Below are 25,846 nucleotides of genomic sequence, written 5' to 3' on the forward strand. Positions count from 1 at the left end.
CGGCAGCGGACCGTTGCTGCCGGGGAACCATGTTGAGCAGGGGAGGCAGGCATGACGGCCACCGGGCCACGCCAAGACGGCAGACGGGTAGTGATCACCGGCTGCGGTGTGATCTCCCCGATCGGCCACAGCGTCGAGGAGTTCTGGGCCGCGGCCGCGGCGGGCACCAGCGGCATCCGCGCCATCACCGGCTTCGACGAGTCCCTGCTGCCGACCCGCTTCGCGGGGCAGATCACCGGATTCGACCCGCGCGCCCACATGCCCAACCGGGTGGCACGCCGTCTGGACCGTTTCGCCCAGTTCGCGCTCGCCGCCACCGAGGAGGCGGTACGGCAGGCCGCGCTCGACCTCACCGACGGGCTCGCCGACCGGACCGCCGTGCTCCTCGGCTCCGGCTACGGCCCCGGCAGCCTCGTGCAGGCCGCGGCGTTCGACCTGCGCGAGCGCGGGCGCCGCCGGGTGAACCCCTATCTGGCGACGGGCGGGGCGCTGGACAGCGCGGCCGGCGAGATCGCCGTACGATTCGGCGCCCGCGGCATGTCCGGGGCGACGGCCACGGCCTGCGCGACCGGCACGACGTGCGTCGGTGACGCGATGCGGATGATCCGGCACGGATACGCCGATGTGGTGATCGCGGGCGGCGCCGACGACGCCGTGAACCCCCTCGACCTCTCCGCCGCGGCCAACGCCGGTGCGCTCTCCCGCCGCGACGACGCCCCCGAGCTCGTCAGCCGTCCTTTCGACCGGGCTCGTGACGGGTTCGTCATGGGCGCCGGCGCCGGAGTGCTCGTCCTGGAGGCCGAGGAGGTCGCGCTGGCCCGCGGCGCCACAGTGCTGGCCGAAGTGGCCGGCTACGGCGCCACCAGCGACGCGTACCACTCCACCCACCCCCACCCGGAGGGCGCCGCCGCCTGCCGCGCCATGACCGACGCGCTGGCCGACGCCGCAGTCGCCGCGCACGACATCGACCACATCTCCGCGCATGGCACGGGCACCCCGCTCAACGACCGGATCGAGAGCGCCGCGATCCGGGCGGTCCTCGGGGAGCACGCCCGGCGGGTTCCGATCAGCTCCCTGAAGTCGATGACAGGCCACATGATCGGCGCCGCCGGAGCGGTGGAGCTGATCGCGGCCGTGCAGACCCTGCGCACCGGCGTCGTTCCACCGACCCTCAACTGCGACGACCCGGAGGACCGGGACCTCGACTACGTCCCGCACCGGGCGCGCCGGCACCCCACACAGGTGATCATGAGCAACTCGTTCGGCTTCGGCGGCCACAACGCCGTACTGGTGGTCCGCTCCCGGCCCTCCGCCGACGCCCAGGCACCGGGGGGACAGCAGGCATGACGGCGACCCGACCCCAGCCCGAACCGTACTGCCAGGCCGATCCGGTCTTCTACGACCTCGCCGGCCGCCATGACGCACACGACGACACGGTCTTCCCCCGCACCACCGCTCCCGTGCCGGACGGCTGGCGGCGCGGCGACCACGACGTCTGGGTGATGTACACCCCGACGGGGCACCGCCTGCCCGAACAGGGCTGGAAGATCCACGTCTCGGCGCTGCCGGACAATGCCGGGCGCGTCGTGGACCTGACCGCGGACCACTGCCTGGAGCGGGGCATCCCGTTCAAGTTCCTGCGCAGCCGCAGCGTGCTCACCACCCACAGCCTCAAGTACGCGCCGCGCTCCGCCAGCGGCAAGCTCGTCACCATCTACCCCTGCGACGAGGACGAGCTGCTGCGCACGCTGGAGGAGCTCGGCAAGACCCTGGACGGTGAGCCCGGCCCGTACATCCTGACCGACCTGCGGTGGGGCGACGGCCCGCTGCACGTGCGCTACGGCGGTTTCGTCGCCCGCTACTGCCCGACCGAGGACGGCACCTCGGTGCTCGCCGTACGGCGCCCGGACGGCACCCTGGTGCCGGACAGCCGCCGCCCGGTGTTCGAGGTGCCGGACTGGGTGACCCCGCCGGCGTTCCTCGGTGAACTGATGGCCGCCCGCTCCGGCGGAGCGGAGGAGTTCCCCTACCGTGTGGAGCGCGCGCTGCACTTCTCCAACGCCGGCGGCGTCTACCTCGCCCGGGACACGGCCGGACGACAGGTCATCCTCAAAGAGGCCCGTCCGCATGCCGGGCTCGACGGCCGGGGTGACGACGCGGTCGTCCGGCTCGCCCGGGAGCGGCGGGCCCTGGAACGCCTCGCGGGTCTGCCCGGAGTGCCCGAGCTGTACGAGCACCGCACCGTCTGGGAGCACCACTTCCTGGCCGTCGAGCACCTGCCCGGTGACACCCTGCAGACCTGGCTCGCCCGCAACTACCCCTTGGTCAGGGCCGGTTCCACCCAGGAAGAGCTCGACACGTATGCCCGCCGGGCCGCGGCACTGGCCGACCGCGTCGAGCGGATCGTGCGGGCCGTGCACGGCCGCGGCCTCGTCTTCGGCGACCTCCACCCGGCCAACATCCTCGTCGACGAGGACGACCGGGTCCACCTGGTCGACTTCGAACTCGCCTTCCCCGTCGAGGAGGCCGACCGGCTCGGCCTGGGACACCCCGGATTCGCCGGCACCGGCCGCACCGGCACCGCCATCGACCGGCACGCGCTCGCCGCCCTGCGCCTGTGGCTGCTGTTCCCGCTCACCAACCTCTCGGAGCTGGACCCCGGCAGGGCATCCCGGTACGCGGACGTCGCCGAGCACCGGTTCGGCCTGACCCCGGGCAGCCTCGACCCGCTGCGCCGCGAACTGGCCCCCGCCGGTCCGGACCGCACGCCCGAGGCACTGCGGACCCCCGCCGCGACGGACCTGGCCGCGCCGGCCCCCGACTGGGCGGCGGCGCGCAGGTCGATGGCCGAAGCGGTGCTGCTCTCCGCCACGCCGGAGCGTACCGACCGCCTCTTCCCCGGAAGCGTCCGCCAGTTCCACACCGACGGTCTCAACCTGGCGTACGGCGCCGCCGGTGTGCTCTGGGCCCTGGACCGGGCCGGTGCCGGACGCCACCCGCAGCACGAGGAATGGCTGCTGCGCGCGGTGCGCAGCAGCCCGCCGCAGCGGGCCGGCCTGCTGGACGGCGCCCATGGAGTCGCCCATGTACTCGCCGGGTTCGGGCATGTCGACGAGGCGCTCCGGCTGGCCGACGACTGCCGTGCGGCCGTGGCCGCGATGCGGGCGACCAGCCTGTACGGCGGGCTCGCCGGGGTCGGCCTCACCCAGCTCGGCCTGGCGCACACCACGGGCCGCGCCGACCTGCGCGACCTGGCGCTGGAGACGGCCGCCCGGCTGGCCGAGAACGTGCGGGCCGGACAGGCCCCGGGGATCACCGCCGGGCCGGGCCGCGGCTCCCACGCGGGGCTGCTGCACGGCTGGTCCGGACCGGCGCTGTTCTACCTGCGGCTGTACGAGGAGACCGCGGACCGCGTCCACCTCGACCTCGCGGTCCGGGCACTGCACCTCGACCTCGACCTGTGCGCGCCCGCCGACGACGGCTCCCTCCAGGTGGACGGCGGCTTCCGGCTGCTGCCGTACCTGGACGTGGGGAGCGCGGGCATCGCCCTCGTGGCCGACCAACTGCTCGCCCACCGCGCCGACGAGCGGATCGCCGGGGCGCTGCCGGCCATCGCCCGCGCCGCCGAGCCGGAGTTCACCATCGAACCGCACCTTTTCGCGGGCCGCGCGGGATTGCTCGCCACGCTTGCCGCCCTGAGCTCCGGCACAGCCTGCCGCGAACCGGCGGTCGTCGGCCACGACCCCCTGGTCGCCCGCCACCTGTCGCGGCTCCACTGGCACGCGATGTCCTACCGCGGCCACCTCGCCTTCCCGGGCGAGCAGCTGCGACGGCTGTCCATGGACCTGGCCACCGGCACGGCGGGCGTGCTGCTTGCCGTGGCCGCGGCGCTCGACGGGCACCGGGACTTCCTGCCTTTCCTGGCGGGCCCCCGGTAGCCGCATCGGCGGGCTCCGCCCCCGGAACCCCGGCTACCGCCCGGTGGCCGGTAGCCGCACCAGCAACCCCCACAGAGGAGGAAACGCATATGTCGATCGTTCTCGAACTGCAGGGCCTTGAGGTTCCGGCCGAGGAAGCCGCTCTGGTCGTCAGCAGCGCCAGCAACCACTGCCTCTGAGACACAGACGGCCGGGCAGCAGCCCAGCGCCGCCCCGAACTCCGGTCGCCGATACCGGTGACCGGTCCCATGAGATCCGAGCATCCGAGAGGAGGAAACACATATGTCGATCGTTCTCGAACTGCAGGGCCTTGAGGTCCCGGCCGAGGAGGCCGCTCTGGCCGTGAGCACCGCCAGCAACCACTGCTGAGCGCTGTGAGGCCGGCACCGGTGCACGCCGCGGCGTGCACCGGTGCCCACCCATGAACACCACCGACCGATGAGGAGGACGGGATGAGCGGGCTGCTTGCCGGCAGAAGACTGGTCGTCACCGGCATTATCAGCGAGAGCTCCATCGCCTTCTCCGTGGCCAGGCTGGCCCAGGAACAGGGCGCCACCGTCGTTCTGACCGCCTACGGCCGGCCGACCCTGGTCAGGCGCCTGGCCCGCCGACTACCGCAGGAACCCCCCGTCGTGGAGCTCGACGTCACCGACGCCACGCATCTGGACTCGCTCGCCGACCGGCTGGGAGAGCACATGGACGGGGTCGACGGCATCCTGCACTCCATCGCCCACGCTCCGGAAGGCTGCCTCGGCGGCACCTTCGTCGACGCGCCCTGGTCCGATGTCTCCGCCGCCCTGCACACCTCCACCTACTCCCTGAAGGCGCTGGTCGCCGGCTGCAGGCCGCTGCTGCGCCCCGGCGCCTCGGTGGTCGGCCTGGACTTCGACGCGTCCCGGACGTGGCCCGACTACGACTGGATGGGCGTTGCCAAGGCCGGCCTGGAGGCCACCAGCCGCTACCTGGCCCGTCACCTGGGCCCGGACGGTATCCGGGTCAACCTCGTCGCGGCGGGGCCGCTGCGTACTCTCGCAGCCCGCGGTATCGGCGGTGACGGCTCCGCGTTCGAGGACGACTGGGCCCGCACGGCACCGCTCGGGTGGAATCCCGCCGACGCCGGGCCCGTCGCCCGCACCTGTGTGGCCCTGCTCTCCGACTGGATGCCGGCCACCACCGGCGAGATCGTCCACGCCGACGGCGGTCATCACGTGATCGGCGCCTGATGGACGCCACACCCGGAACCCGGGCCGCCCGCCCCGGGGACGCGGTTCTGGCCTCGTCGCCCTACGACGTCGAGGCCGAGAAGATACGGGAGTTCGCGGCGGCGGTCGGCGAGACCGGTGCCGCATGTCACGACGAGGAGGCTGCCCGGGCACTCGGGCATCCCGGCCTTCTGGCCCCGCCGACGTTCCTGACCGTGCCCGCCGCGCGGGTGGAGGACATGCTGCTGCGCCGGGCCGGTATCGCCCCGGACGGACTCGTCCATCGCGAGCAGCGCATCCGGCTGTACCGACCGGTCCGGGCCGGCGACGTGCTGCATCCAGTCGTACGCCTCCGACAGTCGGGCCCCGTCGCCGGGCGCCGGGCGGTGACGGTGACGACGGAGTTCCGGGATGCGGAGGGGGCGCCGGTCGGTGTCCTCGACGCGACCCTGCTGCTGCCGGCGGACGCCCGGCCCGCCCGCGGCCACCGACACGGCACCGACACAGAAGCACAGGAGGAGTTGGAATGACTTGGACAGCGTCGCCCAGGATGCGTGACGCGGAGACCGCGCTGCACGGCGACGCACTGCTGCGACGGGTGGCCGGGGCGTCCCGGGCCCTGCGCGGACGCGGCGTCCGGTCCGGCGACAGGGTGCTGGTCAGGGGGGACAACTCGCTCGACTACGTCGTGACGCTGCTCGCCCTGGTCCACCTCGACACGTCCCTCGTCCCCGTGGACCACCGCACCTCTCCGGCCGACGTGAGCGCCATGGCCGCGCGATGCGACGCGCGCTGGCTGGTCGGCGACGGCACCCGCCCGGACCGGATTCCGGCCGAGCGGGTACTCGCTCCGCAGGTCCTGGCCGCCGCTCAGGCCGAGGACGCGTCCGCTGCGGCGGACATCGACCTTGAGCCGTGGTTCCGCCGTCGTGACGCCCTGGTGCTGTCGTCCTCGGGCACGACCGGCCGTCCCAAGGGGATCGTCAAGTCAGGACCCGCCGTCCGCGACAACACGCTGCGCACCATCGAGGCCATGGGGTACCGGCCCGACGACGTCCTCGCGCCACTGCTGCCGTTCTCCCACCAGTACGGCCTGTCCGTCGTCCTGGTGTGGTGGCTCGCCCGCTGCACCCTCCTGATCACCCCGTACCAGCGCCTCGACCTCGCCGTCGGCCAGGCCGCCGCCGGCGGGGCGACGGCGGTGGACGCGGCGCCCTCGACCTACCACACCCTGCTTCAAGTGGTACGCCGCAGGCCCGACGTCCGCGCCGGACTCGCCGGGGTGCGTATCTGGGGAGTGGGCGGAGCACCCCTGCCCCGACCGCTCGCCGATACCTTCCGGGAGACCATGGGACGCCCCCTGCTCGACGGCTACGGCCTCACCGAACTCGGCAACGTGGCGCTGGCCACCCCCGAGTTCCCGGTCGGCTGCGGCCGGGCGCTTCCGGGGGTCGGCCTGCGGGTCGTACGGCCGGACGGGACGCTCGCCCGGCCCGGCGAGCCGGGCGAGATCGAGGTCCGCTCGCCGGGACTGATGGAGTGCTACCTCGCTGCCGACGGCGCCCTTGACCCGGTCGTCGACACCGGGTGGTACCCGACCGCCGACCTGGGGCATCTGGACGCGGAGGGCAATCTGCACGTGCACGGTCGCAACCGTGCCGTGCACCGGCTCGGCTTCACGCTCTATCCCGAGAGCCTGGAGCGCAAGGCCGAGCTCTGCGGTCGGCCGGTGAAGGTGGTGGCCGCCCAGGACGTGCGCCGTGGCGCCTCCCTCCACTTCGTCGTCGCCGACCCCGACGGCGGTGAGCCGCGCGACTGGCGCCGCCGCCTCGCCCCGCACCTCGCGGACTACGAGCAGCCCAACTCGGTGCACGTGATCCGTGAATTCCCGCTCGGTACCAACGGCAAGGTGGACACCGCCGCCCTGGGCGCGTTGATCGGCGTGGGCTAGGCGCTGTGCCGGGGTAGGGCGACAGGAGGCCCATGAGGGACCGGATGATCATCACCCGGCCTCATCGGGCTTCCTGAAGCCGATTGTCACATTGCCGAGCATCCCTACGTCAGTGCCGCCGTAGCACCACGGACGCGTTGTTGCCGCCGAACCCGAAGCTGTTGACAGCGGCGAGCCGTGCGCCGTGCAGCGGCTGTGCGTGCAGCGGCAGGTGTACGCGCTCGGTGGGTTCCGGCCGGACCAGTCCGGCGGTGGGCGGGGCGGTGCCTGTGCGCAGGGCCAGCGCCGCGGCCGCGATCGCCGGTACGGCGGAGACATGCAGCAGATGCCCGATGGCGCCCTTGTGCGAACTGACCGGTACGGTCGGTGAGTCCAGCTCCGCGGCGACGGCCTCGATGGCCCGCAGCTCGGCCGCGTCGCCCTGGGGCGTTCCCGTGGCGTGAGCGTGTACATGGTCCAGCCGGTCCGCGTCGGCGTCGCGCAGCGCGGCGCGCAGGCAGTCGGTGACCACCTCGGCGGAGGAGGCCGCCGGCTTCTCGCCCGCCACCCGGCAGCAGACGCCGGCCACCGTCAGATCGGCGGACAGGCCGCGCGCGCGTGCGGCGGACGCCGATTCGAGCAGGAGTGCGCCGCCGCCCTCACCGAGCGAGATGCCCGCCCGACCGCTGTCGAAGGGGCGGGCGGCACCGCGGGCCACAGCTCGCACGACGCGCATACTGGCGTACTCGTAACGGTTGAGCACGGAGGCACCCGCCACCAGGACCGCAGGAGCCGCACCGGCCCGCAGCGTGGTCCGGGCGAGGCCCACCGCGAAGGCGGCGGAGGCGCAGGCGTGCGACAGATGGAGAACCTGGGCGTCGGCCGCCGACCGCTTGCCGTCCCGCCCACCGAGCGGTCCGCCGGGGGCATCGAGGAATCCGTCGGGCGGGCCGAAGAACTCGGTCTCCTCGCCGTCGAGCTGAGGATTCCGGCCGGGCAGCGGACCCCGCGCCTGGCCGACGAGGAGCACCAGGGAGCCGGGAGGCAGGGCCGGGAGCCGGGCGGCGGTGAGGGCCTCCTCGACGGCGGCCAGCGTGAAGTGCTGTTTGCGGGGGCCGTCGGCCGGGCCGGGCAGTCCGGGAACCTCGCCCACCGGCTCGCCCTCGTACTCGGCGGAGGCGAAGCGCCGCGCGGGCCGCAGAGCGGTGTCTCCGGCCACCAGCCCGGACCAGAACGTGCCGACACCGGTACCCAGCGGGGTGACGAGTCCCATGCCGCTGATCACCACGCGTTGCCCGGTCATACGACCTCTCCCCGCACGGTGGCGGACACCAGCCAGCCGGCCTGCGCCGGAGTGTCGTCGATCAGGGCGATCCGGCACTCGACGGCCGGCCCGGTCCCCCTCGCGAGGGCTGTGGCGAGCGCGGCCCAGGCGGCGTCCCCGTCCAGCAGATAGCAGGCGCCGCGGTGCCCGGCGGCCTCGGCGCGGGGACGGATCAGCTCGGCCGCTTCCAGGGCGATCGAGTCCGAAGGGCGCAGTCGTCGCGAGTCATGGCAGCGGGCGACGAACCGGTGGGCCGCGAACCGGCCGTAGTCCCCGCACAGTACATACAGCGGCGCATCGGCCCGTACGGCCTCCGGCAGCGCACCGAACGCCCGTGTCAGGACCGAGTCCACCGCTGTCGCCGGGGTCGGATGCGGTTCTCCGGGACCGGACTTCGCCTCGTACCGCCGCGTCACCGTCATCTGTCCCTGCCTTGCAAGTCTTCGACACAGAGCATGTCAAGTACAGTAAGTTGCAGTCATGAATTGTCAAGAAGGTGGGTGGGTATGTCGCTGCAGCTGCTGTTCGTGAGCATCGCAGGGCACGGTCATGTGAACCCGACACTGGCCGTGGTCGAGGAGCTCACCCGCCGCGGCCACCGGGTCGACTACGTCGTGGCCGAGGAGCACGCGGAGTCTGTCGCACGCGCCGGTGCCCGACCGCTGTCGTACCGCTTGCCCGAAGGCGACGGGCAGACCCCGCCGCCCGACGACGAGTTCGGCCTGTCGTCGATGGACCTCCTGCACGAGACCGAACTCGCCCTCCAGGCGGCCGAGCGGCGCCCCGGCGGGCGGCAGGGGGTGGACATGGTGGTCTACGACGGTCTGGCCTGGGCCGGGCGCGTGCTTGCCGCGGCCTGGGAGCTGCCCGGCGTCGAACTGTGGCCCTCCTTCGTCTCCAACGCGCACTTCTCCCTGGAGGCCGAGTTCCTCGGCGACCGGATGGTCACGGCCGACACGGTGGCCCTCGCCCGGGAACTGCCCGCCCTGCTGGCCCGGCACGGACTGCCGGGCGTCCCTGCGGGCCGGTTCCTGAGGCACGGGGAGGGGCTGCGCCTCGTGTGCCTGCCATGGGAGTTCCAGTACCGGGGGGAGACCTTCGACGACAGCTTCGCCTTCGTCGGACCCTGTCTGAGCGGCGCCCGGGCCCAGGGTGGCTGGCGGCCGAAGGGCGACGGCAGGCCCGTGCTGCTGGTCTCGCTCGGCACCCTCTACAGCGAGCAGCCGGAGTTCTTCCGGCTGTGCGCGCAGGCATTGGCGGACCTGCCCTGGCAGGTCGTGCTGTCCGGCGGCGGCCGCGTCGCCGCCGACGCCGTCGGCACCCTGCCGCCCCATGTCGAAATGCACGCGCGCGTGCCCCAACTCGATGTTCTCGCCCATGCATCCGCCTTCGTCACCCATGCGGGCATGGGCAGCGTGATGGAGGCCGTCGTCCACCGTGTCCCCATGGTCGCCCTGCCCCAGATGGGGGAGCAGCGGGCCGTGGCCGAGCGGATCGCCGAACTCGACCTGGGCGTACGGCTCGACCCCGCCGAGCTGACCGCCGCCGCACTGCGCGAGGCCGTCCTCGGCGTCGCGGAAGACGAGCGCGTCCGGGCCGGTCTGGAGCGGATGAGCAGGCAGGCGGCGGCCGCCGGCGGGGCCGTCACCGCCGTGGACCGCATCGAGGCGTACGCCGCCACCGCCCGGCCGTCGTCGCTCGCGACCCACCGTGCGCCGGCGGTCACGCGCACCGCTTGACACCCCGGCTGCGCCGGGCCGGGGTCCGCCGCAGCCGTCCGGGCGCGCGTCGGCCGACGGCGTCCGCAATCCCGAGAGGACAGTGATGAAGGGTAAATTCGTCCGGCTCGAACGGCCCTCGCAGGACGACTACGCACTCATGGCCCAGTGGTTCGGCCCCGACTCGGTAGTCGCCGTCATGACCGCGACCGAGGGCGAGGCCGTCTCGGCGGAGGACTTCCGCAACCTCGACCACAGCGGAGGACTGAGGCAGTTCTCCGTCCATGACCGGAACGGCAAGACGGTCGGCGCTGTCCACTACCGAGCGCACGGGCCGGTCGGCGGATACGTCATCGGTGGTGCCATTGGCGACCCCGAGCTGTGGAGCCAGGGGTACGGCGCGGAGGCGTTCGATCTGCTGCTCGACCACCTCTTCCACGCGCGCGGTGCCCACCGGGTCCAGTTCACCACCGCGATGTACAACAAGAACGTGCTGCGGCTGGCCACACGCGCGGGCTTCGTCCTCGAAGGCATCCTGCGCGAGTACTACTACCTCGACGGCTGCCACCACGACGCAGTCATCTGGTCCCTCCTGCGTAAGGAGTACTACGGCGTCGTGGAGTACCTCAAGCGCACCGAGCCCGGCTTCACGCTCCCGGAGGCGATACCGGAGTCCGACAAGGTCGAGGCCCGCCGCATCGTGGCCGACTACCTCGCGGGTACGGAGGGCGAGTCCTCCACCCGCCTCCTGCTCGCGCGGGTCGCCGAGGAGACGGCAAACGGGCGACTGAGAGACGAGCACCCGGCGAAGGAGCCGATGGCCGCGACCTGAGTGCTGAGCCGGAACAGGCGCGCGCCCCGCCGGCCGTAGTGGCCGGTGGGGCGCGCGGCGGGTTGTGCCCACAGTTCCCCGGGGTCGTCGTGGGGAGCTTGGTTATGCGTGGTTCTTGGCGTACTTCACGAGGGTGGTGAAGCCGGTGGGGGAGAGGGTCAGGTGGGGGCCGTTGGGGTTCTTGCTGTCGCGGACCAGGAACTCACCGGTTGCAACAGCGTGTTCGGGTGCCCACTGGACGCAGTTTCCGCCCTGGCCGCCGCTGTAGGTGCTGCTGACCCAACGCATGTCACGAGGGTCCGGGGTGCTGCTCATTCGCGTGTTCCTTCATGATCGAGTGGATAAGGCGCAGTGACCGGGCCTCTGACTCGGCCGAAGCGCGTAGCCGCTCGTACGTGGCCGTCCACTCCTGAACGGTCGCCGCAGAGTCGTTCACGTGCCCCTGCCCTGCTGCTTCTGAGTACAGGACTGTTGTCCCGTCAGCTTGCGTAAGCAGAATAAACGCCAGTTCGGATGAGGGAGCTCCTGCTGCGAACGGCAGTACTTGCAGGGAGACATGGGGATTGGCGGCCATCGCAAGCAGATGCTCCAGCTGGCCCACCATGACAGCGGAACTGCCGACGACTGTACGGAGAACGGACTCGTGCAGGATCACCCACAGGAGGGGCGGGTTCTCGCGTTCCAGTATTTCGCGACGGCGCAGCCGGATCTCGACCCTCTGCTTGATCTGAGCGTCCGACTCCCGAGGATGCGCGGCTCGATAGACGGCTTCCGCGTACTCCGGGGTCTGCAACATCCCCATGACGAACGCGTTTGAATAGTCCTCGACCTTTGTCGCCGTCTTCTCCAGTTGGATGTACGGGATGAACCACTCAGGGTGACCGAGTTTGCTCAGCTTGGTGCGGAGGCGGACGTACGTGCCCGGCGTGCCCGCTACGCGGTCCATCGCCTGCGCGAACGCCTCCGAGGCCAGCATGACCCCGTTCTCCACCTTGCTGACCTGCGCCTGCTGGTAGTGGAGCCGGTCCGCGAGCCCCGTTTGCGACAACGCCAGGGCCTCCCGTAACGCCCTGACCTCCGCGCCGAAGTACGCCGCGCCGTTCGCGGGCTCGTGCTCCTGGTCGCTCTGTTCGCTCATCTGTTCAACTCCCCGCCATGCGCCGCGCGTTGGAATGCCTGCGGACCTATCGAGCGTACGGGTTCCGGCGTCATGGTGTGAGTAATTGGTAACAGAGAGCACGCGGCGCACACGGAGCGCAGCGGGCGCAATGAGGGCGTACGGGAGAGACAGCATGACGACGAACGACTGGAACCGGGCGGCGGACGAGAAGGTCGCGGAGGCCGAGCGGGCGCGGGACGAGCTGCGCGAGGCGCTGGGCGCGGCGGGGCTGAAGCTGCCGTCGCTGGGGATCGACGCCATCTCGTGCGCCGGGCCGAACCCGCTGGCGCTGATCGACCTGGGGCGGTGCAACATCGACACGGCCCGCGCACTGGCTGTGGCGCTCCGGTCGGGCGGCGCGGTGTGATGTTCCCTCCGGCCGTCGAGCGTCCGTGGCGCGACGCGTGGCCCGTGGCCGCACAGGCCGGCGACGGGAACGCGTGGGTGACGGGCACGTGCTGGCTGTACTGCCGGCGTGAGGGGATCGCGGTGCTGTGGGTCGGCGCCGTGGTCACGCCGGGCGCGACGGGCGACGTGTACGCCTGCGGCCCGTGCGTCGCGGAACTGGCCCGCATGGTCCGCCTCCAGGCCCACGTCCGGGACGGCGTCGCGGCCCCGGCCGCCGAGCGGTCGCCCCGTACCCCGCCCCGCCGACGCCACGCGATAGAGGCGGCCGGAGCCTGCGAGCACCGGCAGATCGAACTCCGCAGGGGCAAGACCCACTGCCGTGAGTGCAGCCGCCAGTTGTATCTGTGACCCGTACAGGGCCCCGGTCCGCCGCTACCGGCCCGCCAGGGCGGCGACCAGTTCCGTCGCTTCGGTGATCAGGGCCGTTTCGGACGGGGACATCATCGGGTTGAGCGTGCGGCGGGTGGCCGCTTCGGCGAGGTGGTGGGCGGGGATGCCGTCGTCGGCGGCCAGGCGCGGGACCAGCGCGCCGGCCAGCAGCCGGGCGCCGGGCGCCGCCGGGTGAGCGGGGTCCACGGCGACCTGGGCCAGGATCAGCGCCGACATCGCCCGGTCCAGGGCGGGCGCCCCCTCCTCGGTGTTGCTCCAGTCGATCACCACGGGGCCGTCAGCCGTCAGCATCACGTTGTCCGGGTGCAGGTCCAGGTGCAGGACGCGGTCGTCCGGGTCGGGCGAGAGGCGGGCCGGGACGGTGTGCAGCTCGGCGAGGAGGCCGGCCAGCAGTTCGGCGCCCTCCTCGGCGCCGACGTCCCCGGACATCAGGGACTCCAGCATCGTCGGCCCGTACAGCCGCTGGAGGACCAGATCGCCGGGCCCGGCCGACGGCGGCTGCGGGCCCAGGCGGGGCACCGGATAGCCGGAGGCCGACAGATAGGACATCACGGGGAGTTCGCGGGCGGCGTCCATACCGTCCCGGTAACGCCGCAGCACCCATGCCTCGTCCAGCTCGTACACATCCGCGTTGCGTCCGCTGCCCAGCAGTTGGCCTATGTGCATGAAGGGAACCTACTCGGGCTCCGGGCAGGAGGGGAGGCCGGGCCCGGCGGGGCGCCCGGGCACAGCTCGCGGGGGCCCCATAACGCGATGCGATGGGGAGGACGGGATCTCCTGAAGATGACGTGTACGCGGCTACCTTGGCGGCGAATTCCCCCGCACTGCTTCCCCCCGAAGCGATCCCCAGAACAAGGAGAGTTCCGTGGAGAGAACCATGCTCCGCAGACGGGCCCTGGCCGCGTGTACCGCCACCGTGGCCGTCGGCGCGCTCGCGATCGCCGGTCTGACCGGCACCGCGTCCGCCGATCCCGCCCCCCACGCCCCCACCCAAGCGGCGGACTCCGCCCAACTCTCACCGGGTCTGCTCAAGGCCATGCAGCGGGACCTCGGACTGACCGCATCCGAGGCCCGCAGCCGCATAGCCAACGAGGCGCAGGCCACCGCCGTCACCGCCGGACTGAAGTACTCCCTCGGGGACAACTTCGCCGGTGCCCGTGTCTCCGGTGACACGGCCAAGCTGACCGTGTCCACCACCAGCGCCGCGGACGCCGCCCGCATCGCGAAGGCCGGCGCCCGCGCCGAGGTCGTCGACCACAGCCTGGCGGAGCTGAACACCGCCAAGGCGGCCCTGGACCGGGTCGCACTGCGCAAGGCCCCCGCGAACGTCCCGTCCTGGTACGTGGACGTCAGCACCAACCGGGTCGTCGTCCAGGCCGGCAAGACCGCCGCCGCCGAGGCGTTCCTCGCCAAGGCCGGGGTGGACCGCTCCCTGGTGAAGATCGCGCACTCCACCGAGCAGCCCCGCACCTTCGCGGACCTGCGCGGCGGCGACGCGTACTACATGAACGGCTCGGGCCGCTGCTCCATCGGCTTCCCCGTCAAGCGCGGCACCCAGAGCGGCTTCGTCAGCGCCGGGCACTGCGGCCGCCCCGGCACCAGCACGAGCGGCTACAACCAGCAGGCCCAGGGCTCCTTCCAGGGCTCGACGTTCCCCGGCCGCGACTACTCCTGGATCGCGACCAACTCCAACTGGACGCCGCGTCCCCTGGTGAACGGCTACGGCAACGCCGACGTCACGGTCACCGGTTCCACCGAGGCGATCGAGGGCCAGTCCGTCTGCCGCTCGGGCTCCACGACCGGCTGGCACTGCGGCACCATCCAGCAGCGCAACAGCAGCGTCACCTACCAGGAGGGCACCGTCACCCCGGTGACCCGGACCAACGTGTGCGCCGAACCCGGTGACTCCGGCGGTTCGTTCATCTCCGGCAGCCAGGCGCAGGGCGTCACCTCCGGTGGCACCGGCAACTGCTCGCAGGGCGGTGTGACGTACTTCCAGCCCATCAACGCCGCGCTCCAGGCGTACGGCGTGACCCTGGTGACCAACGGCGGCCCCACCACGCCGCCGGACCCGTCCGACCCGCCGAACCCCGGCGGCACCTGGGCGGTCGGCACCAACTACGCGGCCGGTGACGTCGTGACGTACGGCTCGGCGAGCTACCGCTGCCTCCAGGGCCACCTGGCGCAGCCCGGCTGGACCCCGCCGAACGTTCCGGCCCTCTGGCAGGCGCTGTAACACCCGCTTCCGCGTCGCAGGTGCTGTGACACCGGCCCTGCGACGCGGGCGACAACCCCTCATTACCGGCCCACCCTCTCCGGATCGAGGAGCGGGGCCCGGAGCAGCGTCGCTCCGGGCCCCCCGCACCGCGTACGTGCCCTTCCCCACCGTCCCGAGGAGACCGTCAGCCATGTCCCCCGAGCCCAACGAGTCCGTCGAACCGGCAGCCGCCGAAGCCGCAGGCGGCCCGGCCATCAGCCGGAAGTCCCTGCTCAAGGCCGCGCTCGTGGCCACCGCCGTGCCGCTGTTCGCGGGTGGCGGGGTCGCCCTCGCCCGCGACGCCGGCAAGAGCGGCGAGCTGCTCGCCCCCACGCCGGACTGCGACGACGGCGACGAGCCGACGCACGACCAGATGGAGGGCCCGTACTTCAAGCCCAACTCGCCCCTCCGCACCAGCCTGGTGACCTCCTCGACGCCCGGCGTCCCGCTGACCGTCAGCGGTTACGTCTTCGGCCGTGAGTGCCGCCCCATCCCCGGCGTGCTGCTCGACTTCTGGCAGGCCGACAACAACGGTGGCTACGACATGAGCGGGTACAACTTCCGCGGTCACCAGTTCACCGACCAGAGCGGCGCGTTCACGCTCACCACGATCGTGCCGGGCCTGTATCCGGGCCGCACCCGCCACATCCACGTCAAGGTGCAGGCGCCGGGCTCCGGCATCCTCACCACCCAGCTGTACTTCCCGGGCGAGCCGCGCAACGGCACCGACATGCTGTACGACCCCGCGCTGCTCATGAACGTCCGGACGGCCGGCTCCGGCAAGCAGGGCAGTTTCGACTTCGTCCTCAACGTCGCCCAGCAGCCGGACCCGACCGACCCGCCGGACCCGACCGACCCGCCGACCGGCGGTACCTGGGCGGCCGGGACGGCCTACACCGCGGGCAACCGCGTCACATACGGCGGGGTCGCGTACCGCTGTCTGCAGGCTCACACCGCCATGGTCGGCTGGGAGCCGCCGAATGTCCCCGCGTTGTGGGAACGCGGGTAGACGAGCAGACCGGCCGAGCGGCCGTAACCGCCGCGCCCCCGCGCCTCCGGGCTCTCTCCCCGGAGGCGCGGCGGGCGCACGGCCCGGACCGGAGGGGGTTCGGTTCGGGCCGCATCTCTTCCCCCTCCTCAGCCCCCTCGCGCTCGCACCGCGCGTTCACTTCGCGTCGGAGTAGCGCTCCACCACCGCGGTGGTGAACGGAAAACGCACCGGGGTCTCGCCGAACACCGTCCGCCCGGCCAGTTCGGCGGCCTCCCGGATCGCCGCCACCACCGCTGCGGCCTCCGCCTCCGGGCAGTGCACGATCACCTCGTCGTGCTGGAAGAACACCAGTTCCGCCCGGAGGCCGGCGGCCGCGATCGACCGCCGCAGCGCCGCCAGCAGCAGCAGCGCCCAGTCCGCCGCACTGCCCTGGACCACGAAGTTCCGGGTGAACCGGCCCCGCGCCCGCGCGTCCGCCGAGGCATAGCCCGGCTGCCGGCCGTAGCCCGGTTCGTCGCCGCCGCCCGCCCCGCCCGCCGGCACCGGCTCCTCCTGCGGGATTCCGGCCTCCCCGTCCTCCCCGTGACCCGCAGCGGGCGGGCTGGTCCGGCCCAGCCAGGTGCGTACGAGACGGCCCTCCTCGCCCGCCTTCGCCGCGTCGTCCACATAGGCCACCGCGCGCGGGAACCTGCGGCGCAGGGCCGCCAGATTCTTCAGCCCGTCCCCGGACGTCTGCCCGTACACCGCGCCGAGCAGCGCGAGCTTCGCGTGGTCCCGGTCGCCGTGGAAGGCGCGGTCGGACAGCGCGGTGTAGAGGTCGCCCTCATGACCGGCCACCTCCATCAGACCGGGGTCGCGCGAGATCGCGGCCAGCACCCGCGGCTCCATCTGGGCGGCGTCCGCGACGACCAGCCGCCAGCCCTCGTCCGCGACGACGGCCCGCCGGATCACCTTCGGGATCTGGAGCGCCCCGCCGCCGTTGGTCGTCCACCGCCCGCTCACCGTGCCGCCCGGCTGGTACTCGGGGCGGAAGCGGCCGTCGCGCACCCAGTCCTGGAGCCAGCCCCAGCCGTGCGCCGTCCAGATCCGGTACAGCTTCTTGTACGCGATCAGCGGCCCGACCGCCGGATGGTCCAGCGACTCGATCTCCCAGCGGCGCGTCGAGCGCACCCGCACCCCGTCCCGCGCGAACGCCCGCACCACGTCGGCCGGCAGATCCGGCCGCACCCGGCGGCCGAACGCGGCGGACACCTCGTCGGCCAGCTCCGCCAGCCGGCGCGGCTCGCCCCCGCCCGCGTACCGCTCGCCGAGCAGTTCGCGCAGCACCTCGCGGTGGACGTCGGCCCGCCAGGGCAGGCCCGCGCGGTTCATCTCGGCGGCGACCAGCATCCCGGCCGACTCGGCGGCCGTCAGCAGCCGCATCCGGTCCGGCCGGTCCGTCGCGTCGTGCCGGGCGAGCTGGGCCGCGTACACCTCGGTCAGCTCCTCCAACGGCGGCTCCGGGCCCGGCGACGGCTCGAAGAGGGAGGACTGGGAGCCGGGCTCCGCGGCGCGGGGCGGCGGATCGGGCGGCACCGGGCCGCCCCGCAGCCGCGCCAGGGCTGCCGCCGCCGACCGGGGCTCGCCGAGCCGGCCCTCGTACCCCAGGAGCAGGGACTCCGCCGCCTCCACGTCGTAGGCGCGCTCCACCCGCACCCCGGCCGCCAGCAGCCGGGGGTAGACGGCGGCCGTGGAACGCCACACCCAGCGCGCGACGTCCGGCCGGGAGCGGACCGCATCCGCCACGTCGGGCGCGGTCAGCACCGGGCCCGCCGGACGGCCGGCGCGGTCCAGCGGGGCGAGGCGCGCGGCCCCGTCCTCCGTGACGGCCAGCGCCCAGCGTTCGGTCATACGGCCGAGTCTGGCACCCGGCACTGACAGCGGCCGGGAGCCAGGGTTTCGTGCGCGCGTTCGATATCCACAGCCTGTGGAGACAGCTGTGGACGGAGACCCCCCGGACAGTGCGTTGCTTACGCTGATCCCATGGAATCGGTGATCGACCAGGCGTTCGCGGCCGCCCTCTACTCGGAGGGCGACGCCGGCCTCGACACCGGCGCCTCGCTGCTCGCCGCCGCCCCGCAGGCCGACGCGGAGCTGGCGCGCCGGGGCGAGGAGTTCGTCCGGCGCGCCTGGCGGCGCGGCTGGCTGCCCGCCGACGTCGTCCGCATCGTCCGCCGCGACCTCGGCGAGCACGCCGCCGGGCTGGCCGCCGGGCTCATCGCCTCCGAGGTCCGCGGCTACGACGGGCTGCCGCCGCGCTGGGCCGCCCAGCTCGCCGAACTGCCCGCCGCGCCGCCCGCGGGCCGGCCGGACCGGTTCTCCTACGCCTCCGCGCTCCTCGCCCTGCACCGGCTCCTGCTGAACCTGCCCGCCATCGAGCCGGTCGGGCCCCCGCCCGGCGCCGCCCGCGAGGCCCCGCACCGGCCGCCCGCGCCCGGCGAGCCCCGCATGCTCACCCGCATCCGCGCCCTGCTGGCGAAGGCGGAGGCGACGGGCTACCCGGAGGAGGCGGAGGCGCTCACCGCCAAGGCCCAGGAGCTGATGGCCCGGCACAGCGTCGACGAGGCCCTGCTCGCCGCCCGCACGCCCGGCGACCGCACCCCCGCCGCCTGCCGGATCGGCGTGGACGCCCCCTACGAGATGGCCAAGGCGATCCTGCTGGACGCGGTGGCCTCGGCGAACCGCTGTCGCGCCGTGTGGAACGGCGACCTCGGCTTCAGCACGGTCATCGGCTTCGAGGCGGACCTGGAGGCGGTGGAACTGCTGCACACCTCGCTCCTGGTGCAGGGCACGGCCGCGATGACCCGCGCCGAGGCGGGCCAGCGCGCGGGCGGCCGCAAGCGCACCAAGACGTTCCGGCAGTCCTTCCTCATGGCCTACGCCCAGCGCCTGGGCACCCGCCTGGAATCGGTCACCACCCGCACCGAGGCCGCGGCGGACGCCCCCGCCCTCCTCCCGGCCCTGGCCGCCCGGGACCTGGCGGTCACCCGCGCCGCCGACGAGCTGTTCCCGCACACCACGACCACCCGTGTCCGGGGCGCGACGGACCTGGCCGGCTGGACCCACGGCACCGAGGCCGCCGACGCCGCCCGGATGGGCACCGAACCCCGCCGCATCCCCCGCTGAGCACTCCGCAAGACCCGATAACTCGGGCGAAACGGTAATTCCGGCTAGGCTCGGTCCATGAGCTGGCTCCGGGCGCTGAAGGAGACCGCCCGCTCCGGCCTGAAGATCGAGCGGCGGCGCCTCGAACCGCTCGTCGCCGTGCGCGGCGCCGCCGGGCTCGCCCTCGTCATCGGGGTGAGCCTGGCCCTCTTCGGGCCCGTGGTCGCCGCCAGCTCCGCCTTCGGCGCGTTCCAGGCCGCCATCGCCACCTTCCAGCGCAGCTGGCGCCCCCGCCCGGTCCTCGCCCTGGTCTCCGGAATCAGCCTCGGACTCTCCACCTTCCTCGGCTATGTCACCGGCACCCATCTCGCGCTCTTCATGCTGCTCCTGGTCGTCTGGACCTTCCTCGCCGGGCTCGCCTGGGCGGCCGGTCCGACCGGGGGCATCATCGCCGCGTCCAACGTCGCGATCATGCTCGTCACCATCACCCTGCCCACCTCCGCCGCCCAGGCCGCCCTGCACGGCGCGATGATCATGTTCGGCGGGGTCGTCCAGGCCGCGCTGATCGTGCTCTTCCCGATCCGCAGATGGGGCGCCCAGCGCGACGCGCTCGCCGACGCCCTGGCCGCCGAGGCCGACTACGCCCGGCGGCTGCGCCACGACCCGGTCGCCCACTTCGACCCGGAACCGCTGATGGTCGCGCGCCGGGCCGCCGCCGTCACCGCCCGCGAGGCCCGCCGCCGCCCCGCCGAACTCCACGGCTCACGCGGGGTCGCCGAACGCATCAGACCCGTCCTCGCCTCCCTCGCCGACCCCGCCATGGGCGTGCCCGCCGAGGGCCCCCAGCGCGACCGCGTACGCGAACTGCTGGCCGCCGCCGGTTCGCTGCTCGACGCCGCCGCGCGTGCCATCCGCAAGGGCGACCCGGTCCGGCTGCCCGCCCCGGCCGTCGCCGCGCTCAGGACCCCCGACACCGGGGCCCTGCTCGCCGGCCCGCCGCTGCGCGCCGCCGACCGGCTCGCCGCCCTGCTCTCCGACGTGATCGAGGCCGCCGAGGGCGACGGCACGAAGGAGGAGCGGGCCGGGGCGCGGGAGGCCGCCGAGGCCATCGAGGACGGCACACCGCTCCGCGATCACCACCCGCGCCCCGGCCTGCTGCGCCTGGTGCCGGTGATCGTGCGGTCGATGCGCCGCGAGGTCCACCACGGCTCCCCGATCCTGCGGCACGCGGTGCGGATCGCCGTCGTCGCTGCGGTCGGCTACCTGGTCGGCCGGCTGCTGCCGCTGGGCCACGGCTACTGGGTGCCCATGGCGGCCGTGATGGTGATGCGGCCGGAGTTCTCCCAGACCTACTCCCGGGCGGTCGCCCGCTTCGGCGGCACCCTCGTCGGCGTCTTCCTCGCCTCGGCGATCGTCCAGGCCGCCCACCCCGGCACCGGCCCCCTCGCCGTGCTCGCCGTGATCTGCGCCCTGCTGATGTACCTGCTGATGCGGACCGGCTACGCGGTCTCCCAGGCGTGCGTCGGCGCGTACGTCGTCTTCCTGCTCGGCATGGCCGGCGACGACCTCTCCCAGACCGTCTTCGAGCGGGTGCTCCTCACCCTGGCGGGCGGACTCCTGGCGATGATCTCGTACGCCGTCTACCCGGCCTGGGAGACCCCGCGCCTGCGGACCCGGCTCGGCGACTGGCTCAAGGCGGACGGCCGGTACGCCGCCGCCGTCGTCGAGCAGTACGGCGACCCGGCCGCGCGCGGCCACCACGACGTACGGGCGGCCCTGCTCGCCACCCGCGAGGCACGGGTCGCCTGGCAGGAGGCGGTGGCGACCGCCCGCCACGAACCGGTGCGCCACCGGGGCCTGTCGCACGGGGCGTCCGACGCCACCCAGCACGCCCTGGCCCAGTTCGGCCGGGTCGCCATGCTGCTGGAGGCCCATCTGCCGCCCGGTGGCGCGACGCCCGTACCGGGGGCCGCCCGGCTCGCGGAGGCGCTGCGCCGGGCGACGGACCGGGGCGCGAAGGCGGTGCGCGAGCGCCGGGTGCCGGACTGGACCCCGGTCCGCGAGGCGCTGGAGCGCTGGGAGGCGGAGTGCGCGGCGCGCGACGAGGCGGTGACCGGCGTACCGGCTCCCGCCCCGCTCGTACGCAACAGCGCCGGGCTGCTGCTCGAAGCCCTGGAGGACTTCTCGCGCGGCCTGACGTCGTGATGTCACGGCACTACGGCTCCGGGACCTCCGGGACCTCGTCCATGTCCGGGTCGCCGCCCAGGCCGGGGTCCTCCATGTCGCCGGAGACGTCGGGCATCTCCGGCAGGTCGGGGAGGTCCACGCCCGCGGCGGCCCTCTTCAGCTCGTCCCGGGTCCCGCCGTCCCACGCGATGACGAGGGTCTTGCCGTCGTTGGACTCGACGGTCCCCGCGGTCCGTGCGGTGTCCCCGTCCGCGCACTCCAGCTTCAGCGTCGGCTTGTCCGCGTCCTTGACGCTCCCCGTGCAGACATGGGCGTCGGCGACCAGGCTGGCCATGCCGTCGTTCACGGACAGCACCACCTGCTTGCCGTCCTTCTGGCTGATCCAGCCGCCCGCCAGGGACTTCACGTCCCCCGCCCCCTTGGCGTCCGCATCGTTCTTGTCACCGTCGCTTCCGCAACCGGTGAGCATCACCGCGGCCAACAGGCCGGCGGTCAGTATCGCGCCGGTCCGCGCGTTCCCGTACATGTCGATTTCCCCCTGTGATTGGAATGGTCACCTGAGTGACCGCCGACAAGCTATCAGCGATCCGAACGGCCTGTTGTGAGGTCAACTCGCTTGATCGGGAGCCGAAGAGGCCATTTACGCGTCTCTACGGACGGGAGCTGTAATCGCGGGAACACCCCGCGTGCACGTGCATCTGCCCGTGCATCCGCTCATGCATCAGGAATTGAACACAGCTATGATCCCGGACAGTTGACACTTGCACCTTGCAACTCGGGGAGCGTCCTGTGCACCACGTGTACAACGGCATGGCGGCCACAGAGCTTCGCGGAGTCGTCTGGCAGAAGAGCAGACACAGCAACTCCCAGGGTTCCTGCGTGGAGTTCGCGAAACTGCCCGACGGGGGAGTGGCGATGCGCAATTCGCGCCACCCGGACGGCCCGGCCCTGGTCTACACGCCGGCCGAGATAGAGGCGTTGCTGCTCGGCGTCAAGGACGGCGAGTTCGACCACCTGGTGGGCTGAACCGCCTTCCGTACACCACAAAGGGCCGAACACACGCGGATTTCCGCGGTGTTCGGCCCTCGGGCGGTGTGTTGCGCGGTGCGCCGGCCGGTCGCACCGCCCCCCGTCACACCGGGTCGCCGAGCCGGAACAGCGCCCAGACGACCTTGCCTCGCGCCGCGGTGGTGCCCGCGACGCTCTCGGTACTCAGTACGGGCGACGGGTGCCATCCCCAGCAGTCGCTGAACGACTCCACCAGGAAGAGGCCCCGGCCCGATTCGGCCGAGTCCGCCGCCTCCGAGGCGACCGGACTGGCATGGCTCGGATCGCGCACCGCGCACACCAGCCGCGAGGTCCAGCGCAGCAGATGCAGCCGCACGGGCCGCTCCTGGGCCTCGCGCGGGGCGTCGGCCGGCAGGGCGTGCCGCAGCGCGTTGGTCACCAGCTCGGAGACGACCAGCGCGACATCGTCGAACCGCTCGCTCAGCCCCCAGCCCCCCAGGGTCACCCGAGTGAACTGCCGAGCCCCGCCCACCGCTTCGTAGCGGGCGGGCAGTGTGCAGGTGGCTGATCCGGAGACGGCTGAGGGATCGATGGGGGGAAGCCCCTGCCGTAACGGCTCGAGCATCGTCGATCCATTCGTCCCCATGCGAGGCACTCCCGGTAATCGCGGCTGTATCGGTACTGCGTACCGGGGAACAGCGGCACAACACGAACGAGCACGCAGGTGCGCGGGCTCCATGGTTCCGAATGCGCACAGCAGATGCAAGGGCAGATGCACGTGCACGCGCCGGACCTGTCCGACGCCGTCCCTTACGGGTCATTTCTTCCCGGCCCGTGTTTCGCCCACTTCCAAAGGTCTTCCCATTTCCGTAATCGAATGAGTACGGGCTGAAGCGTTTTGATGGCAGAATCCGGCACTTGGGGTTCAGGGGGAGCCCCGATGCCAGGAAGCGATGGGGAGGGTTGGACCAGTGGCGGCAGGCGAGTCGAGTGGGTCCGTGGTGCGACGCATCCTGCTGGGCTCCCAGCTCAGGAGACTGCGTGACTCGCGAGGCATCACGCGCGAAGCGGCCGGCTACTCCATCCGGGCCTCCGAGTCGAAGATCAGCCGCATGGAGTTGGGACGGGTGAGCTTCAAGGCCAGGGACGTCGAGGATCTGCTCACGCTCTACGGCGTCACGGACGAGGCGGAGCGCGACTCCCTGCTCGCCCTGGCCCGTGAGGCCAACGTGGCGGGCTGGTGGCACAGTTACGGGGACGTACTGCCCGGCTGGTTCCAGACGTACGTCGGTCTGGAGGGTGCGGCCTCGCTCATCAGGATCTACGAGGTCCAGTTCGTGCACGGACTGCTGCAGACCGAGGACTACGCCCACGCGGTCGTCGCGCGCGGTATGCGCGGGGCGCCGGCCGCCGAGATCGAGCGCCGGGTCGCACTGCGCCTGGAGCGGCAGAAAGTGCTCGTCTCCGAGCGCGCCCCCCGTTTCCACGCGGTCCTGGACGAGGCCGCGCTGCGCCGCCCGTACGGCGGCCGCGAGGTGATGCGGGCGCAATTGCGGCATCTGATCGATATGTCGGAGCAGCCGAACATCACGCTCCAGGTGATGCCGTTCAGTTTCGGCGGCCACTCCGGCGAGAGCGGTTCCTTCACGATGCTGCGATTCCCGGAATCCGATCTGTCGGACATTGTCTATTTGGAGCAGCTGACAAGTGCGCTCTATCTGGACAAGGACGAGGAGGTCGCCCAGTACGAAAAGGCGATGACGCGGCTCCACGAGGACAGTCCGGGTCCGGAAGAGAGTCGTGACCTGCTGCGCGGACTTCTCCAACTCTCCTGAAATTTCAGTAGGATGACGTTCCCACAGGAGTCTGCACCTGAGCTGTTAAGGGATCGCATGTCCTTCTTCCAAGAGCTGGCCGGCCAGTACATCGACGGTGAATGGCGGACGGGCACCGGCTCCTGGGACATCATCGATTTCAACCCGTACAACGGGGAGAAGCTCGCCGCGATCACCATCGCCACGGCCGCCGAGGTGGACGAGGCGTACCGCGCCGCCGAACGCGCGCAGGGCGAGTGGGCCGCGACCAGCCCGTACCGCCGCCGCGACGTCCTGGAACGCGCCCTGCGGGTCACCGAGCGAATGGCCGGTGAGATCACCGGGGCGATCATCGACGAACTGGGCGGCACCCGCACCAAGGCGGAGTACGAACTGGGCCTCGCCCAGGAATTCCTGCGGGAGGCCATCCGCCAGGCGCTGTCCCCGGAGGGCCGCATCCTGCCCTCCGCCGCGGACGGCCGGGAGAACCTGCTCTACCGGCTGCCGGTGGGTGTCGTCGGCGTCATCAGCCCGTTCAACTTCCCGCTCCTGGTGACGATGAAGTCCGTCGCCCCCGCGCTCGCCCTCGGCAACGCGGTCGTCGTCAAGGCCAACCAGAACTCGCCCGTCGTCGGCGGCGGCCTGGTCGCCAGGATCTTCGAGGAGGCCGGGCTGCCGGCCGGGCTGCTCAACGTCGTCGTCACGGACATCGCCGAGATAGGCGACGCCTTCATCGAGCACCCCGTGCCCAGCGTGATCTCCTTCGCCGGCTCGGACCGCGTCGGCCGCCATGTCGCCGCCGCGGCGGGTGCCCTCTTCAAGCGCACCATCCTCGAACTCAGCGGCAACAGCGCCCTGGTGGTCCTGGACGACGCCGACGTCGACTACGCGGTGGACGCCGCCGTCTTCAGCCGGTTCATCTACTCCGGCCAGGTCTGCATGGCCGCCAACCGCATCCTCGTGGACCGCGCGGTGGCCGACGAGTTCACCGAGAAGTTCTGCGCCCGTGTGGCCGCCCTCAAGACCGGCGACCCGCGTGAGCCGGACACCCGCATCGGCCCGGTCATCAACACCTTCCACGCCGACTCGCTGGCCGTCCTGGTGGACCAGGCGATCGCCGAGGGCGCCGAGGCGCCGGTCCGCGGCTGGGTGCGCGGCAACCTCGTCGAGCCGACCGTGCTCACCGGGCTGCCCGAGGGCTCCCCGCTGCTGAACCAGGAGATCTTCGGGCCCGTCGCGCTGCTGGTCGCCTTCGACGGCGAGGACGAGGCCGTGCGCATCGTCAACGACAGCCCGTACGGTCTCAGCGGCGCCGTGCACACCGCCCGCACCGGGCGCGGGGTCCGGTTCGCCCAGCGCATCCGCAGCGGCATGTTCCACGTCAACGACTCCACCGTGCACGACGATCCGGGCATCGCCTTCGGCGGCGAGAAGGACTCCGGCCTCGGCCGGATGAACGGCGACGCGGCGGTGGAGGCGTTCACCACCCAGAAGTGGATCTCCGTCCAGCACGGCCGCAGCGTCTTCCCCTTCTGATCCGACCC

26 protein-coding genes are annotated in these 25,846 nt (G+C 72.6%); 18 read left to right on the top strand and 8 right to left on the bottom strand.

The window, feature by feature from the left end; translation table 11 throughout:
* Positions 1 to 51: 51 nt before the first annotated feature.
* From fabF to OG710_RS15215, 7 genes are all read left to right on the top strand, one after another.
* Positions 52 to 1,347: a beta-ketoacyl-ACP synthase II gene (fabF, locus tag OG710_RS15190; protein WP_330239805.1), complete on the top strand. Its 1,296-nt coding sequence runs from the start codon at positions 52 to 54 to the stop codon at positions 1,345 to 1,347.
* Positions 1,344 to 3,938, top strand: a complete 2,595-nt coding sequence (lanKC, locus tag OG710_RS15195) for a class III lanthionine synthetase LanKC (protein ID WP_330239806.1) — start codon at positions 1,344 to 1,346, stop codon at positions 3,936 to 3,938. Before fabF ends, lanKC begins: the two co-directional genes overlap by 4 nt.
* Before the next feature lie 89 nt (positions 3,939 to 4,027).
* Positions 4,028 to 4,117: a class III lanthipeptide gene (locus OG710_RS15200; RefSeq protein ID WP_330239807.1), complete on the top strand. Its 90-nt coding sequence runs from the start codon at positions 4,028 to 4,030 to the stop codon at positions 4,115 to 4,117.
* A 103-nt stretch (positions 4,118 to 4,220) separates the two neighbouring features.
* Positions 4,221 to 4,307 (top strand): class III lanthipeptide, encoded by an 87-nt coding sequence (locus OG710_RS31315; RefSeq protein ID WP_369276270.1) that lies wholly within the window; start codon positions 4,221 to 4,223, stop codon positions 4,305 to 4,307.
* An 83-nt stretch (positions 4,308 to 4,390) separates the two neighbouring features.
* Positions 4,391 to 5,161, top strand: a complete 771-nt coding sequence (fabI, locus tag OG710_RS15205; protein WP_330239808.1) for an enoyl-ACP reductase FabI — start codon at positions 4,391 to 4,393, stop codon at positions 5,159 to 5,161.
* Positions 5,161 to 5,670: an FAS1-like dehydratase domain-containing protein gene (locus OG710_RS15210; RefSeq protein ID WP_330239809.1), complete on the top strand. Its 510-nt coding sequence runs from the start codon at positions 5,161 to 5,163 to the stop codon at positions 5,668 to 5,670. Before fabI ends, OG710_RS15210 begins: the two co-directional genes overlap by 1 nt.
* Positions 5,667 to 7,091, top strand: coding sequence for a class I adenylate-forming enzyme family protein (locus OG710_RS15215; protein ID WP_330239810.1), 1,425 nt, complete (start codon positions 5,667 to 5,669; stop codon positions 7,089 to 7,091). The genes OG710_RS15210 and OG710_RS15215 overlap by 4 nt, the downstream gene beginning before the upstream one ends.
* A gap of 109 nt (positions 7,092 to 7,200) precedes the next feature.
* On the opposite strand, the gene OG710_RS15220 is transcribed toward OG710_RS15215, so the two are convergent.
* Positions 7,201 to 8,373, bottom strand: coding sequence for a beta-ketoacyl synthase N-terminal-like domain-containing protein (locus tag OG710_RS15220; RefSeq protein ID WP_330239811.1), 1,173 nt, complete (start codon positions 8,371 to 8,373; stop codon positions 7,201 to 7,203).
* Positions 8,370 to 8,816, bottom strand: coding sequence for a hypothetical protein (locus OG710_RS15225; RefSeq protein WP_330239812.1), 447 nt, complete (start codon positions 8,814 to 8,816; stop codon positions 8,370 to 8,372). Before OG710_RS15225 ends, OG710_RS15220 begins: the two co-directional genes overlap by 4 nt.
* 84 nt (positions 8,817 to 8,900) lie before the next feature.
* On the opposite strand from OG710_RS15225, the gene OG710_RS15230 reads away from it, so the two are divergent.
* Both OG710_RS15230 and OG710_RS15235 read left to right on the top strand, forming a co-directional pair.
* Positions 8,901 to 10,133, top strand: a complete 1,233-nt coding sequence (locus OG710_RS15230) for a macrolide family glycosyltransferase (protein WP_330239813.1) — start codon at positions 8,901 to 8,903, stop codon at positions 10,131 to 10,133.
* A gap of 85 nt (positions 10,134 to 10,218) precedes the next feature.
* Complete coding sequence (locus OG710_RS15235) at positions 10,219 to 10,944, top strand: GNAT family N-acetyltransferase (protein WP_330239814.1); 726 nt, start codon at positions 10,219 to 10,221, stop codon at positions 10,942 to 10,944.
* A gap of 102 nt (positions 10,945 to 11,046) precedes the next feature.
* Here the strand turns inward: OG710_RS15235 and OG710_RS15240 are convergent, their stop codons facing one another.
* Together OG710_RS15240 and OG710_RS15245 are read right to left on the bottom strand one after the other, a co-directional pair.
* Positions 11,047 to 11,259, bottom strand: coding sequence for a DUF397 domain-containing protein (locus OG710_RS15240; protein ID WP_330239815.1), 213 nt, complete (start codon positions 11,257 to 11,259; stop codon positions 11,047 to 11,049).
* A complete protein-coding gene (locus OG710_RS15245; RefSeq protein WP_330239816.1) occupies positions 11,234 to 12,082 on the bottom strand; it encodes a helix-turn-helix domain-containing protein in 849 nt (282 codons plus the stop codon). The genes OG710_RS15240 and OG710_RS15245 overlap by 26 nt, the downstream gene beginning before the upstream one ends.
* Positions 12,083 to 12,236: 154 nt before the next feature.
* Between OG710_RS15245 and OG710_RS15250 the strand changes: the two genes are divergently transcribed.
* Both OG710_RS15250 and OG710_RS15255 read left to right on the top strand, forming a co-directional pair.
* On the top strand, positions 12,237 to 12,470 hold the full coding sequence (locus tag OG710_RS15250) for a hypothetical protein (protein ID WP_330239817.1): 234 nt from the start codon (positions 12,237 to 12,239) through the stop codon (positions 12,468 to 12,470).
* Between the two features lie 77 nt (positions 12,471 to 12,547).
* Positions 12,548 to 12,859: a hypothetical protein gene (locus OG710_RS15255; RefSeq protein WP_330239818.1), complete on the top strand. Its 312-nt coding sequence runs from the start codon at positions 12,548 to 12,550 to the stop codon at positions 12,857 to 12,859.
* Between the two features lie 24 nt (positions 12,860 to 12,883).
* Here the strand turns inward: OG710_RS15255 and OG710_RS15260 are convergent, their stop codons facing one another.
* Complete coding sequence (locus OG710_RS15260) at positions 12,884 to 13,567, bottom strand: phosphotransferase (RefSeq protein WP_330239819.1); 684 nt, start codon at positions 13,565 to 13,567, stop codon at positions 12,884 to 12,886.
* A 199-nt stretch (positions 13,568 to 13,766) separates the two neighbouring features.
* Between OG710_RS15260 and OG710_RS15265 the strand changes: the two genes are divergently transcribed.
* Both OG710_RS15265 and OG710_RS15270 read left to right on the top strand, forming a co-directional pair.
* Positions 13,767 to 15,137: an alpha-lytic protease prodomain-containing protein gene (locus tag OG710_RS15265; protein ID WP_330239820.1), complete on the top strand. Its 1,371-nt coding sequence runs from the start codon at positions 13,767 to 13,769 to the stop codon at positions 15,135 to 15,137.
* Between the two features lie 172 nt (positions 15,138 to 15,309).
* Complete coding sequence (locus tag OG710_RS15270; RefSeq protein WP_330239821.1) at positions 15,310 to 16,167, top strand: dioxygenase family protein; 858 nt, start codon at positions 15,310 to 15,312, stop codon at positions 16,165 to 16,167.
* A gap of 156 nt (positions 16,168 to 16,323) precedes the next feature.
* Here the strand turns inward: OG710_RS15270 and OG710_RS15275 are convergent, their stop codons facing one another.
* Complete coding sequence (locus OG710_RS15275; RefSeq protein WP_330239822.1) at positions 16,324 to 18,039, bottom strand: bifunctional 3'-5' exonuclease/DNA polymerase; 1,716 nt, start codon at positions 18,037 to 18,039, stop codon at positions 16,324 to 16,326.
* A 132-nt stretch (positions 18,040 to 18,171) separates the two neighbouring features.
* Between OG710_RS15275 and OG710_RS15280 the strand changes: the two genes are divergently transcribed.
* Together OG710_RS15280 and OG710_RS15285 are read left to right on the top strand one after the other, a co-directional pair.
* Positions 18,172 to 19,314, top strand: a complete 1,143-nt coding sequence (locus OG710_RS15280; protein WP_330239823.1) for a DUF2786 domain-containing protein — start codon at positions 18,172 to 18,174, stop codon at positions 19,312 to 19,314.
* Between the two features lie 57 nt (positions 19,315 to 19,371).
* Entirely contained in the window at positions 19,372 to 21,498 is a 2,127-nt protein-coding gene (locus OG710_RS15285; RefSeq protein ID WP_330239824.1) for an FUSC family protein, read from the top strand.
* A 10-nt stretch (positions 21,499 to 21,508) separates the two neighbouring features.
* Here OG710_RS15285 and OG710_RS15290 read toward each other — a convergent pair whose 3' ends face one another.
* Complete coding sequence (locus tag OG710_RS15290) at positions 21,509 to 22,006, bottom strand: hypothetical protein (RefSeq protein ID WP_330239825.1); 498 nt, start codon at positions 22,004 to 22,006, stop codon at positions 21,509 to 21,511.
* A gap of 263 nt (positions 22,007 to 22,269) precedes the next feature.
* Between OG710_RS15290 and OG710_RS15295 the strand changes: the two genes are divergently transcribed.
* Positions 22,270 to 22,506: a DUF397 domain-containing protein gene (locus OG710_RS15295; protein WP_111330080.1), complete on the top strand. Its 237-nt coding sequence runs from the start codon at positions 22,270 to 22,272 to the stop codon at positions 22,504 to 22,506.
* 106 nt (positions 22,507 to 22,612) lie between these two features.
* Here OG710_RS15295 and OG710_RS15300 read toward each other — a convergent pair whose 3' ends face one another.
* Positions 22,613 to 23,113 (bottom strand): ATP-binding protein, encoded by a 501-nt coding sequence (locus OG710_RS15300; protein WP_330239826.1) that lies wholly within the window; start codon positions 23,111 to 23,113, stop codon positions 22,613 to 22,615.
* 328 nt (positions 23,114 to 23,441) lie between these two features.
* On the opposite strand from OG710_RS15300, the gene OG710_RS15305 reads away from it, so the two are divergent.
* Positions 23,442 to 24,323 (top strand): helix-turn-helix domain-containing protein, encoded by an 882-nt coding sequence (locus OG710_RS15305; RefSeq protein WP_111330082.1) that lies wholly within the window; start codon positions 23,442 to 23,444, stop codon positions 24,321 to 24,323.
* 57 nt (positions 24,324 to 24,380) lie between these two features.
* The gene (locus OG710_RS15310) at positions 24,381 to 25,838 is read left to right on the top strand and encodes an aldehyde dehydrogenase family protein (protein WP_330239827.1); all 1,458 of its coding nucleotides are present in this window, start codon (positions 24,381 to 24,383) and stop codon (positions 25,836 to 25,838) included.
* Positions 25,839 to 25,846 lie beyond the last annotated feature (8 nt).

Source organism: Streptomyces sp. NBC_00525, assembly GCF_036346595.1.
Lineage (GTDB): Bacteria > Actinomycetota > Actinomycetes > Streptomycetales > Streptomycetaceae > Streptomyces.